11 protein-coding genes are annotated in these 12,652 nt (G+C 43.7%); 7 read left to right on the forward strand and 4 right to left on the reverse strand.

What is annotated here, in order from left to right:
• Nucleotides 1-112: 112 nt before the first annotated feature.
• Nucleotides 113-2,359 (reverse strand): transglycosylase domain-containing protein, encoded by a 2,247-nt coding sequence (locus tag BLR84_RS29130; protein ID WP_090473783.1) that lies wholly within the window; start codon nt 2,357-2,359, stop codon nt 113-115.
• 117 nt (nt 2,360-2,476) lie between these two features.
• On the opposite strand from BLR84_RS29130, the gene BLR84_RS29135 reads away from it, so the two are divergent.
• From BLR84_RS29135 to BLR84_RS29145, 3 genes are all read left to right on the forward strand, one after another.
• On the forward strand, nt 2,477-3,565 hold the full coding sequence (locus BLR84_RS29135) for an Mrp/NBP35 family ATP-binding protein (protein WP_176852189.1): 1,089 nt from the start codon (nt 2,477-2,479) through the stop codon (nt 3,563-3,565).
• Nucleotides 3,566-3,715: 150 nt separating this feature from the next.
• Entirely contained in the window at nt 3,716-3,994 is a 279-nt protein-coding gene (locus tag BLR84_RS29140; RefSeq protein ID WP_090473784.1) for a NifU family protein, read from the forward strand.
• Between the two features lie 61 nt (nt 3,995-4,055).
• The gene (locus BLR84_RS29145; RefSeq protein ID WP_255367074.1) at nt 4,056-4,748 is read left to right on the forward strand and encodes a carboxypeptidase-like regulatory domain-containing protein; all 693 of its coding nucleotides are present in this window, start codon (nt 4,056-4,058) and stop codon (nt 4,746-4,748) included.
• A 113-nt stretch (nt 4,749-4,861) separates the two neighbouring features.
• On the opposite strand, the gene def is transcribed toward BLR84_RS29145, so the two are convergent.
• Nucleotides 4,862-5,434 (reverse strand): peptide deformylase, encoded by a 573-nt coding sequence (gene def, locus BLR84_RS29150; protein ID WP_090473785.1) that lies wholly within the window; start codon nt 5,432-5,434, stop codon nt 4,862-4,864.
• A gap of 23 nt (nt 5,435-5,457) precedes the next feature.
• Nucleotides 5,458-6,684, reverse strand: coding sequence for a M16 family metallopeptidase (locus BLR84_RS29155; protein WP_176852190.1), 1,227 nt, complete (start codon nt 6,682-6,684; stop codon nt 5,458-5,460).
• A gap of 152 nt (nt 6,685-6,836) precedes the next feature.
• Here BLR84_RS29155 and hpt point away from each other — a divergent pair, with 152 nt between their 5' ends.
• Nucleotides 6,837-7,373 (forward strand): hypoxanthine phosphoribosyltransferase, encoded by a 537-nt coding sequence (gene hpt, locus BLR84_RS29160; RefSeq protein WP_090473787.1) that lies wholly within the window; start codon nt 6,837-6,839, stop codon nt 7,371-7,373.
• 154 nt (nt 7,374-7,527) lie between these two features.
• A complete protein-coding gene (locus BLR84_RS29165; protein WP_090473788.1) occupies nt 7,528-8,022 on the forward strand; it encodes a hypothetical protein in 495 nt (164 codons plus the stop codon).
• 149 nt (nt 8,023-8,171) lie between these two features.
• On the opposite strand, the gene mfd is transcribed toward BLR84_RS29165, so the two are convergent.
• Nucleotides 8,172-11,528, reverse strand: a complete 3,357-nt coding sequence (gene mfd / locus BLR84_RS29170; protein ID WP_090473789.1) for a transcription-repair coupling factor — start codon at nt 11,526-11,528, stop codon at nt 8,172-8,174.
• A 224-nt stretch (nt 11,529-11,752) separates the two neighbouring features.
• Between mfd and BLR84_RS29175 the strand changes: the two genes are divergently transcribed.
• Nucleotides 11,753-12,166 (forward strand): DUF4199 domain-containing protein, encoded by a 414-nt coding sequence (locus BLR84_RS29175; RefSeq protein WP_090473790.1) that lies wholly within the window; start codon nt 11,753-11,755, stop codon nt 12,164-12,166.
• Nucleotides 12,159-12,467, forward strand: coding sequence for a DUF2752 domain-containing protein (locus BLR84_RS29180; RefSeq protein WP_255367075.1), 309 nt, complete (start codon nt 12,159-12,161; stop codon nt 12,465-12,467). Before BLR84_RS29175 ends, BLR84_RS29180 begins: the two co-directional genes overlap by 8 nt.
• The last annotated feature ends 185 nt before the right edge of the window (nt 12,468-12,652 follow it).

Consider the following 12,652-nt stretch of genomic DNA (forward strand, 5'->3'; position numbering starts at 1 on the left):
GGATAAACAACTCTTCTTTTGGACGGCGTACTTTAATCATTTTGCTGTAAACGTCGTCGTCGGCAGGGTGCCCAACGGCAGCGATCACCGAGGTGGTTAAGCCTATCACAAGCTATAAGTTGGCTTTTTGTTTCAGCTCATCCTCTTTATCATCTTGTTCTTTTCTCAGGCGTCTTTTTTCCTGCCTTATATCCTTCCGGGTTTTGCCAGCAGTATCAATATTATCAATTTTTAGCTTATACTCTTGCTTAAGGGCTTCAATTTGCTCCTTTAATTTCTCTTTAGCGGTTTTCTCTTTTACCTTTTCCTGCTCTTCTGCCTTTTTGCCGGTAGTATCTTTTTTACCAAAAAGACGCTGAAAGAAATTTGGTTTTTTTACAGGATCTTCCAGTACCGGCATTACTTCATTGTCGTCGCTTTGTTTCATCAGGCTGTCGGCAGTAGCGGTATCAACCGGTGCAATGGCCCGGCGTAGGCTTTCCCGCAGACGAACGCCATAAAAACCGTAAGCATTAGTATCGCGAGCCGTATAGCCCTTTTGCGCCATTAATTTACCAATAAGGTTAAAGTACCCATGAAGGCCCGGACGCAGCGTACCATCGGGCTGAAAAGCATATAAGCCACCCTTTGGATAAGGAACAATACTTGCCAGGTAAATACTTTCGCCCAGGGTAAGTTCCGATGGTGATTTACCAAAATAATAATGCGAAGCTTCGGATATGCCGTATATACCACGACCCCATTCAATAATGTTGAAATAAACCTCCAGCATCCGGTTTTTGGTCATCACGCGGTTGTTTTCGATGATCCACACGATCAGGATCTCCTCTACTTTCCGGGCAAGGGTTTTTTCGCGACTTAAAAAAGCGTTTTTCACCAACTGCATGGATATGCCACTGCCGCCCCGTTTAAACTTTTTGGTTTTAAAATCGGTAACTAACGACTTGCGTAAGGCTTCTTCCACAAAACCATGATTGGTGTAAAAAGAAGGGTCTTCAGCCGTCATAACAGCATTACGCAGGTTGGGCGATATTTGTTCCAGCGGTGTAAACTCCGGGTTTTCGGGACCGATGAGGTGTGGCGACATAGGCTTGCCTTTTTCATATGGGGTGTACACAAAGGAGCCATTCAATTTGGTCAGATCGGTTTTACCATATTTCACTATCCTGAAATTATCCTTGCTCAGGCGCGAATCAAATTGCAGGTCATCCGGCTTTGACGAATCCATATAAAAATTAAGCGCGTAGTTGAGCTTGCCGGCAACCTGTATACCATCCAGGGCATCAAACATCCCCGAAGGGAAGGAGTCGAAAATATCTGCTGCGTTTAGCCAACCCGTGTTGATTTTAAGCTCATAGATTTTTACCGGGTTAAGCGTGTATTTGATGAAGGGGTGCGCGGTAAGTTTTTTAATGTGGATGAGCGACGAGCTGTCGACAGATACATAGTTGCTGCCTACAAATACATTAGCATCAATGGATGCATCAGGAAAAACAATATTGTCTGATGATATACCCGGGTGGTTGATAAGCAGGTTATGTACAGCCCATGAGCCATAAATTTTTGTTTCACCACCACCGTGCTCCACTTTGGTAAGCCTGGTGCTGATGGTATCAAAATTTAATACAAGCTTGAACTTTTTTTGGATGATAGGCAGCTCTACCTTTTTGCCATCGGCATACATTTTTACATCGATGTCTTTATCTGAGGGGTGCATTTTACCGGCAATATGCCAGGTAGCTGCGCCATTATCTACATCAATAGTTGAGGTGAGGTTGCCATCTTTGATCAGGGCGGTTTTGGCCAGTAGTTTTAACCGGGTGCTGTCGTCCCTGAAACTGATCGAAAAATTATCCAGGTGCAGGTTGTCCGGGATCTTGTACAGTACTTCGTTTATGAGATGATCGGCCAGATCGGCCAGATCAACCTTATCATGTGTGGCGGTAGTGTCCCTTTTCTTTTTAAACAGGAAGTCGAAATTTTTAACCCCCTTTACGCTGGTCAGATTAATGAACCCATCCTGCAAAGAAACATCGGCCAGCTTAATATCGCCAATAATAAGCGGCAATAATTTTACGCTAACCACCAGGTTCTTGATGTGGAGTAAACTGTCGCGCTGTTCGGGCACTATCGAGATGTCTGAGAATGCTACCGTGCTGGAGCCCGTAAAGTGGGCCGAGCCTATTTTTACATCTAAATTATAATCCCTCCTGGCTTTTGCTTTAGCTTTGCTGATAGCTTTTTGAAGCAAGGCCTCGCGTTTTGAATAGGCAATGTAGCCACCTATTAAAAGTATAAGCAGTAAGGGTATCAGTATAAATGCGGCTATGCGTATGTATTTAGGATTAAGACGCTTCATGTGTAAATTTTTCCAAAACTAAACTAAATCTTATCCCCTGCAAACGGTTGTTTCTGCAAATTGTTTCTTTAACAAACGCAAATCAACAACCTGTTTTCATAAATTTGCCATAATATTATGATAATTACCAAAGAACAAGTTTTACAAGCCCTGGGCAATGTGGAAGAGCCGGATCTGAAAAAGGACCTGGTTACCCTGAACATGATACAGGATATTCATATAGACGGCAACAACATTAGCTTTTCGGTGATACTGACCACGCCGGCCTGTCCGCTGAAAGCACTGATAGAAAATGCCTGCCGTAATGCCATCAGCCATTTTATAAGCAAAGAGGCTGTGGTAAGCATCAATATGACTTCGAGGGTTACATCGCAAAAAAACACCGGCGTTCCGGGGGTTAAAAACATTATAGCGGTGGCATCGGGTAAAGGAGGGGTTGGTAAATCAACGGTGGCGGTAAACCTGGCATTAGGACTGGCTAAAGCCGGAGCCAAAGTAGGTTTAATAGATGCCGATATTTACGGGCCATCGATACCAATTATGTTTGGTTTGGAGGGTGTGCGCCCGCAAGCCAGCGAGGTTAATGGAAAAACACGGATTGAGCCAATTGAAAAATATGGCATCAAGCTGTTGTCTATCGGCTTTTTTACAGACCCCAATCAGCCCGTGCCATGGCGCGGACCAATGGTATCGACTGCGGTAAAACAACTGTTTAACGATGCCGACTGGGGCGAACTGGATTACCTGGTGATTGATTTGCCACCCGGTACCGGCGATATACACATAACGGTTACGCAAACTTTCCCGGTAACCGGGGCGGTAATTGTAACCACGCCGCAAAACGTGGCGCTTGCCGATGCTAAAAAGGGGATAGGCATGTTTTTAATGCCGGCCATTAACGTACCGATATTGGGTGTGGTCGAAAACATGTCGTACTTTACACCTGCCGAATTACCAGATAATAAATACTATATTTTCGGTAAAGGCGGCGGTCAAAAACTGGCAGAGCAATTGAATGTACCATTTTTAGGAGAAATTCCGTTAGTAAAGGGTATAAGCGACTCTGGTGACGCAGGCAAACCAACCATACTGGAAGAAGATGGGATAATGACCCAGGCATTTTTAGAGATGGCCCGCCGCGTGGCGCAGCAAGTAGCTATTTCAAACGCGAAAGCCATGAGTAGTGAACCGGTTGCGGGAGTTTAGGAGAAAGGATATTGGGAATAAGGACGTGTGGAGCAAGGAATAAGGATTTTTAGAAAAAAGACAAATATCATTGCTCCGTCAATCCCCAAAATCCATTATCTGTTATTGTAAATAATTAAGTAACTTTACTTTTATTATAATTTAGTTAAAATGAGTTTATTAAGTCAAGTAGAGACAGCCTTAGATACCATCCGTCCGTATTTGGAGACTGATGGCGGGAATGTTTCGATTGAGGAGATTACCCCTGAAGGTGTTGTTAAATTAAAGTTGTTGGGTTCATGTGGATCATGCCCGATGAGCATCATGACGCTTAAAGCCGGGATTGAACAGGCTATTAAAAAAGCTGTTCCGGAAATAACCGGTATTGAGGCTATCAACCTAACAGACATTGACGACCCTAACGCGGTGCTCCCAGAAAATTTGAGATAGTGTTAAGTATTGTTAAAATGCCTACCTTATTTACGGCATTAACGTACTTTTGATAAAAGTTTTGAAACTTTTTCCGGGCATAGCCTGTAATATATCCGGAGAGGGTGATTGGTATATGAAATATCTGATAGCCATATTATTTTTATTTGTGACAATTGGGGCCTTTGCACAAAAACATGACGATAGGCCCGTTGTGCAGTTTACAGGTGTAGTACATAATGCAGACAGCACCAATATCATTGTGCCTTATGTTACCATTACCAATACCTCGGCACATAACTCGGCAGGCCAGTCAAACTACAAAGGTTATTTTTCGTTTGTGGTGCATGAGCAGGATACCCTGCGCTTTACCTGCGTGGGATATGGACCGGTTACTGTTGTTATACCCGCAAATGTGCCTAATAAAAGCTATACGCTGCAGGTGAGCCTGAAACCGCAGATCATTAACCTGCCCACATTTCATGTGTTTCCTTGGGCAACTACCGACGAGTTTAAGAAAGATTTTTTAGCTGTGAAACTGGCCGATGACGACCTGGAGATAGCGCGTAAAAACATAAGCCGGACATCGTTGGTGGCTTTAGGAAATGTATTGCCCCGGGATGCCCAGGAAATACAATCGGCCACGGCTCAGGGCATGCATACCAGTATCCTGAATTCACATTCCCTAACACCCAATCCATTGCTCAATCCCTTTGCCTGGGGTAGTTTGATCAAACAGATTACCGATTCTGATAATAAGAGCAGCAGTAATTAAGTCTGAAGTTCTGAGTTTGAAGTCATAAGTCTTTTGGGCACAAAGTCTTTTATGTCAAGAAAACATATCCGTTTTTTGACTTAAAACTAAAGACTCCTGACTTACTACTTAAATTATCTTCCTTTTTTCACAGCCGGAAATTTCATCCGGTAATCAACGTCAACTATCCCTTTTGATATATCGTTCAGCTTTTTCTCGATCAGGCGTTTGCGCAGCGGACTTAATTTATCAGTGAAAAGTTTACCTTCAATATGGTCATATTCGTGCTGTATTACACGTGCGGCAAGGCCCTTGAAGGTTTCTTCATAATGTTTCCAATCCTGGTCGTAATAGGATAGTTTTACTACCGGTTTACGATATACATCTTCCCTGATATCGGGTATGCTCAGGCAACCTTCGTTGAAGCCCCATTCTTCGCCGGTTTCTTCTAGTATGGTAGCGTTTATGAATACTTTTTTAAAGTCTTTCAGTTCGGGCTCATCATCGCTAAAAACAGAAGCGTCAACCACAAATAAACGCATAGACATACCCACCTGCGGGGCGGCTAAACCAACGCCATGCGCGGCATACATGGTTTCAAACATGTTTTCAACCAACTCTTTGATATGAGGGTACTCGTCTGGTTCAATGGCTGTTGCTTTTTTCCTTAAAACAGGATCTCCGTAGGCGATGATAGGATACTTCATTTTACAAAAATACAGGTTTATTCTTATTTAGGTTCAAATTTCAGTGTAATTAGCTTGTCAATATCAAAAATTTCGTTGCTTATTTCCAACAATTGATCGGCTGTAACGGCATTTATTTTGGCAAAAACATCTTCCAGCGTATCAATATGGTTAAAGTCAAGCAAGCTTTTTGCCATCGATATGATCAGGCTCATACGGTTTTCTTCGGCCAGGGCAATTTGACCAATGAACTTTTCTTTAGCCTGGTGCAACTGCAATGTGCCTAATTTTTGCTCGCGCAGCTTTTTCAGCTCTTTGTGTACCAGGCGCGAGGCTTTTTCAGCTTTCTCGGCATCTGTTCCAAAATAAATGGAAAAAATACCCGTATCGGTAAGCGTGGTATAATTCGACTCAATGGTGTAGGCAATACCATACTTTTCACGAATCTCCAGGTTCAACCTGCTACTCATGCCCATACCGCCTAACAAGTTATTAAGCAGTAATAAGCCGCTTTTATGTGTGTGTGATGATGAATAGGCCTGGTTACCAATGATACAATGCGTTTGCGATATCGGTTTTTTAACAATATGAATGCCATTTTGATTGGCCCTCGGCGCTATCCTGTTTTTTTGAGCAGAATTTGCTGCAATTCCCCCAAAGTATTTTTCGGATAGTTTGATGATCTTCTTAAAATCGTAATTGCCATGAACGGCAAATATCATTTCGGAAGTGCTGTAATTAGCCCGGATAAAAGCCCGGATGTCATCGCCATTCATCCGCCCAACAGATTCGGCGGTCCCTAAAATGTTTTTACCGATAGGGTGATCCTGAAAAAGCAATTCTTCAAAATCATCCTGTATGGCTTCTTCTGGCTGATCAAGATAAGAGGCGATCTCGTCCAGAATTACGCCTTTTTCTTTTTCCTGCTCATCTTCCGGAAAGGTGGAGTGGAACAGGATGTCCTCAAACAGATCCATCGACCGCTCCAGGTGCTGGTTAAGCAATGATGCATGTATACAGGTATACTCTTTAGTGGTATAGGCATTCAGATCGGCACCAACCAGCTCCAGTCGGTTTAAAATTTGGTTGGTACTGCGCCTTTCGGTTCCTTTAAACAGCAGGTGCTCAATGAAATGGGCAAGACCATCTTGTTGCTCTCTCTCATCGCGCGAGCCGGCATTTACAATAAAACAGCAATGGGTTATGGCAAAAGGAGCATGTTTATATAATATGCGAATGCCATTGGGTAAGGTATATGCCTGGTAATCGATCATGGGGTGCAAAGATACGTTATATGCAGTATAATTATTTTGGTGCTATTGTAAGCGATTTATACTATTTTAGGGCAAAAATCGTAATGCGTATGTAATTACTTAACATACCCAAGTTGAAAATGCCCCAAACATTAAAGTAGCCCCCACTTATGAAAATTAAAATTGCCGATCTTGAATTTGAACCCCTTATCAGCGAAAAGTTAATAGTTGAACGTACCAAAGCTATTGGCCAGCAGTTAAACGCAGATTATCAAAACAGTATCCCTGTGTTTGTTGGCGTGCTGAACGGCAGTTTTTTGTTTATTGCAGACCTCATCAAACAAATTGAAGGTCCCTGTGAAATTGCCTTTACCAAACTAGCATCCTATTATGGTGGAACAACCAGCAAGCTGAAGATCCGCGATGATATTGATTTGATCATGGATATTAAAGATCGCGATGTGGTGATCATTGAGGATATTGTAGATACCGGCAATACACTGCATTACCTGATAGATAAATTGAAACAGCGCAATCCATCATCTATTGCAGTATGCTCTCTATTGTTGAAACCTGCGGCTTTGCTGAGCCCGATTGAGGAGCTGAAATATGTAGGCTTTGAGATTGAGAACGAGTTTGTGGTAGGCTACGGCCTGGATTACCAGGAAATGGGTAGGAACCTGAGAGATATTTATAAAAAGGTATAAATAATATTTCGGAATTGAGATGTTCGATTTCAGATTTAAGCTACATGAGGTCATCCCGAATTTATTTCGGGATCTCATTTGTTAAGTATTCCACATTTGTGGTGTTTGCCATGCAGGTGAGATGCCTCCTCCTGCGGTTTGTAATTTAGTGATCATGAAAAAGCCTAAACTTTTGTTATTGTGCTGTTTGGCAGCAATTGCCTTTTTTTCCTGTAGTAAAAAAGACGCTGTTCCTACTACGGTTGTAATTACAGTAACCGACGGAAGAACAAATAGTGCATCGGCAGGAGCCATCATAAAGCTTTATGCCGATTCGGCTGGAGTGGTTAACAACAGTCCGAAATACACAAAAACCGCCGACAATGCCGGAAAAGTGAAATTTGATGTTGCTTATTTAAGCGAGTATTATGTTATTGTTCAAAATGGAAGTGCCAAAAGCTTTTACGATGGCTTTATTCCAACCGGGATCTTTAAATCGCAACAGGATATAAACAATCATCCTATACAAATGCCACCGGGTGTAGTTGGTGGGATTATTCTTAAAGACATCAATTATGATGGAGCAATAGACCGCCATGATAAAGTGATTGCTCCTGGTATTTTTATAATAGAAAAAAACACAGCCACAGTTGATATAGATGTGTATTGATTGGGTTTTTATGGGGCTTCACAAACCGCTTTAGCCGAAGTCATCCCGAATTTATTTCGGGATCTCACTCTTGCTAAGTATTCGACATGTATGGTGTTTGCTTTGCATATGGGATGCTGAAACAAGTTCAGCATGACAAATCAGATTACCTAATCAACCCCAACCATACCCACAATTTCATTCAGGAACAAGACAGCCTGGTCAATGCTGTTTACACCTTCGATGCTTAGGCGCAGGGTATTTTTTACTTCTTTGAGGTTGGTGCGGCGCATATTGCTTTGTACAAAAGTGAGCACATTCCGAAAAGCGTCCGATTCGAAATAGGCCGATTGCTGGTTGCTGATAAAATAGCCACGCAGCACATTCTTTTTAAGCGAGATCTTTTCAAAGCCGATAGCTTTGCCCAGCCATTGCATACGCATGGTGTTCAACAGGTCGTTAACCTGTGGTGGTACTTTGCCAAAGCGGTCATGCAGCTGTTGTTGAAAGGCCGATAGTTCAGCCTCGTTCTCCAGTTTAGATAACTCAGTGTACAAGTTATAGCGTTCGGATATATTGGTTACGTACTCATCCGGGATGAGGATCTCGAGGTCGGTATCAATTTGCGTGAAGGAAATGAACGGCCGTGGTTTATCATCCGGGAACACGCCTTTAAATTCATCTTCTTTTAATTCCTGTATAGCCTCGTCCAATATCTTATGGTACATATCGAAACCGATCTCGGCAATAAAACCGCTTTGCTCGGCGCCCAGTAGGTTTCCACTGCCGCGGATATCCAGATCGCGCATAGCCACATTAAAGCCGCTGCCCAGGTCGCTGAATTCTTCAATGGCGCTCAGCCGTTTGCGGGCTTCGCTGGTTAATGTTGACAATGGCGGACTCAGCAGGTAACAATAAGCCTTTTTATTACTTCGCCCTACACGACCACGCATCTGGTGCAGATCGCTCAGGCCAAACATGTGCGCATAGTTGATGATGATGGTATTTGCGTTCGGGATATCCAAACCGGCTTCAATAATAGTGGTAGCCACCAGTACATCATATTCGTGATTCACAAATTTCAGCATCACATCTTCCAGCGCATCACCTTCCAGCTGTCCGTGGGCTATGCCAATACGTGCCCGGGGTACCAGCTTATGAATCATGCCGCCCAGTTGTGGCAGATCGGCCACGCGATTATGAATAAAAAAAATCTGTCCGCCCCGTTCTATCTCAAATTCTACCGCCTCTTTGATCAGTGTATCATTAAACACATGCAGCTCCGTAACCACCGGTTGCCTGTTGGGCGGCGGGGTGGATATGATAGAAAGATCACGTGCCCCCATCAACGAAAAATGCAGCGTACGCGGTATAGGCGTAGCGGTAAGCGTCAACGTATCCACATTGGCACGCATCTGCTTCAGTTTCTCTTTGGTTGATACGCCGAATTTTTGTTCCTCATCAATGATCATCAAGCCCAGATCCTTAAACTTAACATCCTTGCTCACCAGGCGGTGCGTGCCGATAATGATATCGACTTTGCCCTCTTTTAGTTTCTCTAAAGTATCCTTGATCTGCCGGCTGGTTTTAAACCGGTTGATGTAATCAATATTGGCCGGGAAGCCTTTGAGTCTGTCGGTAAATGTTTTGTAGTGCTGGGCCGCTAAAATAGTGGTTGGTACCAATATGGCCACCTGCTTGCTATCGGCTACAGCTTTAAATGCCGCACGCACAGCAACTTCGGTTTTACCGAAACCCACATCTCCGCAAATCAACCGGTCCATCGGGTGCGGCGATTCCATGTCCTTTTTAAAGTCAGCTGTGGCTTTTTCCTGGTCAGGAGTGTCTTCATACAGGAAGGAGGCTTCCAGCTCGGTTTGCAGGTAACTATCGGGCGAAAAGGCATTCCCTTGCTGGGCCTTACGCAGGGCATAAAGCTTGATCAGGTCGCGGGCTATGTCCTTAACTTTTTTTTTTGTTGTTTTCTTAAGGCGTTCCCAGGTATCGGTCCCCAGCTTATTCATCTTGGGTACGGTGCCCTCTTTGCCACTGTACTTGGATATGCGGTTAAGCGAGTTGATGTTCACATATAGCAGATCGTTATCGGCATAAATCAAGCGGATCATTTCCTGCTGTTTGCCGTTAACCTCTACTTTTTCCAGGCCGGCATATTTGCCAATACCGTGGTCGATGTGGGTAACGTAATCGCCGGGTTTCAGATCGCGCAGTTCTTTAAGGGTAATGGCTTGCGAACGCTGGTAACCCTTTTTGAGCTTATATTTATAGTAGCGGTCAAATATCTGATGATCGGTATAGCAGGCCAGTTTTTGTTCCTGGTCCACAAAGCCTTCGCGGATAGAAACGCTGATGGGGGTAAACTTTACAGTTTTATCCAAATCGTCCAATATGGCATACAAACGCTCTACCTGCCGGGCCGAATCGGTGAGGATAAAATTCTCGATCTTATCCGCCTCGTTGTTTTTAAAATTGTGGATCAGCAGCGTGAAATCCTTATTGAACGAAGGCTGGGGCCGCATATCAAAATTGATGGAGGCGCTGGGCTGATAAAAGAACTGCTTGCCAAACTCCACCACCGCGAAATCATGCAGCTGGTCGGCTATCAGTTTTTCATCGGTAAAACCAAACTTAGGATCTATCCATTCGGGGTTCTGCGTTTTTTCTTCGGCCGAGAGCGCTTTCCACAGGTTCACCGCTTTTTTAAAGCCGGTTTGGATAATGTCCAGCGTAAACTGCACATCTTTTATCCATATCTGTGTGCCGGGCTCCACATATTCCAGCAACGAAATATTGCTTTCGGTTAAAAACTTGGATTGTACATTGGGTACAATGGTGATGCTTTTAACCTGCTCAACAGACAGCTGGCTCTCGATCTCGAACGTGCGGATCGACTCAATAGAATCACCAAAGAACTCTATCCGGTAGGGCAGGTTGTGTGAAAACGAGAAGATATCGACAATGCCACCGCGGACAGAGAATTGCCCGGGCTCGTATACAAAATCAACCCGGTCAAAATCGTACTCAATTAAAAACTCGTTGATAAACTCAATGCTCAGCTTGCTGCCAACGGCTATTTCCAGTGTGTTTTTTTCAAGCGAAGCACGGTCGATCACCTTTTCGGCAAGAGCTTCCGGATAGGTCACGATCAGTTGTCCAAACTCGGTGGAGTGGCTAAGCTCATTCAGGACCTCTGCACGTGCCAGTACATTGCTGCTATCGGGCTGGGTAAATTCAAAGGGTTTGCGGTAGGATGAAGGGAAAAGCAGGGCTTCTTTTCCGGTAAGGTTTTCAATATCAGCCTGAAAAAAGCCGGCCTCTTCACGATCGGGCAGTACAAATACCATGTGCTTGTGCTGCAAAAAATACAATGCTACCGCCATGGCCGAATCACTTGATCCGACTAAACCACGTAGCTGTATTCTGGGACTTTTTGAAGCGTTTAGGGCTGTTGCCAACGCTTTGATCCTGTCATCAGCCTTGTATCTGTCTAAAATATCACGGATGTTCAAAACTGATGCAAATGTACATAAAAAGATTTGGGGAGAGCGTAGGGAGCAAGGATTTTGGGAACAAGGAGTAAGGATTTTCTTTGCTCCTTTTATCCTTGCTCTTTGCTCCCCAAAAATCTTTGCTTCAAAATGAAACAATCTCTATGAATTATTACTTTTTAATGGTAAATTCAATAAACTTATCATTGTTACCTACCTATTGTTTTAACCTAATTTTATAAACCATGAAGAATGCAATTATTTGGGGTATTATCATTGGCGTATTAAGTGGAATATGGATGTTTGTGATGCACGGTTCGGGCATTTCACCAACCGACGAAAAAGTGGCCACATTGGAGTACTTTTCGTTTTTGATCCCGGCCCTGGGGTTATTTGCAGGGATTTATAGCTATCGTAAAAACGACTGTAAAGGTCAGATGGGATTTTTAGAAGCTCTGATACAAAGTTTTAAGATATTAATTGCGGGAGGTATTGTAACTGTTTTTGCCACCATATTATATTTTAGCTACGCGCACGTGTCCATGAACAATGTAATGGAGGCCTCGTCGGGCCGTATATTCGGCGCTTTGTTGGTAGGTGTGCTGCTGGCGTTTGCCGTATCTTTACTGTTCCATAACAAAGCGAACAAGGTTGATTAAACGGCTCTTTTCAAAATATTTTGAACTGGTTTTCTGGGTAGCGGCCATGCTGACCCTGGCTTTTAGTAAGCCAGGCGCCGAATCGCATTTTACACTATGCCCTTTAAAACTCATGGGCTTCAAGTGGTGCCCCGGCTGCGGATTGGGGCATTCCATCATTTATTTGTTTCATGGCGAAATCCGTAATTCCTTTCACGCCCATTGGTTGGGCATCCCCGCAGTCATCGTTATTTTTCACCGGATCTATGTTTTGGGCAAGGACAGGCTGGGTTTTGGGCGAGGGTTTGACCGTCTTGTCTGAGTTTTATCGGATAATCTTTCTTTTCCGCGCGTCATTGCGAGGAACGAAGCAATCCAGAGCCACTCTGTACAGTTAGGGATTGCCACGCTGCGCTCCTTTAGATTAGCATAATTATTATATTGGACTATTTGATTGAGCAAGAAGCAGGGTAAACTAAGCTTCGCTCCGAGTTAGTGACTCACATT

Source organism: Mucilaginibacter sp. OK268 (genome assembly GCF_900103125.1).
Taxonomy (GTDB): Bacteria; Bacteroidota; Bacteroidia; order Sphingobacteriales; family Sphingobacteriaceae; genus Mucilaginibacter.

Bases quoted from the DNA above. Each gene is read 5' to 3' on its own strand.
- BLR84_RS29130 (WP_090473783.1), bottom strand. From the start codon at position 2,359: ATGAAGCGTCTTAATCCTAAATACATACGCATAGCCGCATTTATACTG.
- BLR84_RS29135 (WP_176852189.1), top strand. From the start codon at position 2,477: ATGATAATTACCAAAGAACAAGTTTTACAAGCCCTGGGCAATGTGGAA.
- BLR84_RS29140 (WP_090473784.1), top strand. From the start codon at position 3,716: ATGAGTTTATTAAGTCAAGTAGAGACAGCCTTAGATACCATCCGTCCG.
- def (WP_090473785.1), bottom strand. From the start codon at position 5,434: ATGAAGTATCCTATCATCGCCTACGGAGATCCTGTTTTAAGGAAAAAA.
- hpt (WP_090473787.1), top strand. From the start codon at position 6,837: ATGAAAATTAAAATTGCCGATCTTGAATTTGAACCCCTTATCAGCGAA.
- BLR84_RS29165 (WP_090473788.1), top strand. From the start codon at position 7,528: ATGAAAAAGCCTAAACTTTTGTTATTGTGCTGTTTGGCAGCAATTGCC.
- BLR84_RS29175 (WP_090473790.1), top strand. From the start codon at position 11,753: ATGAAGAATGCAATTATTTGGGGTATTATCATTGGCGTATTAAGTGGA.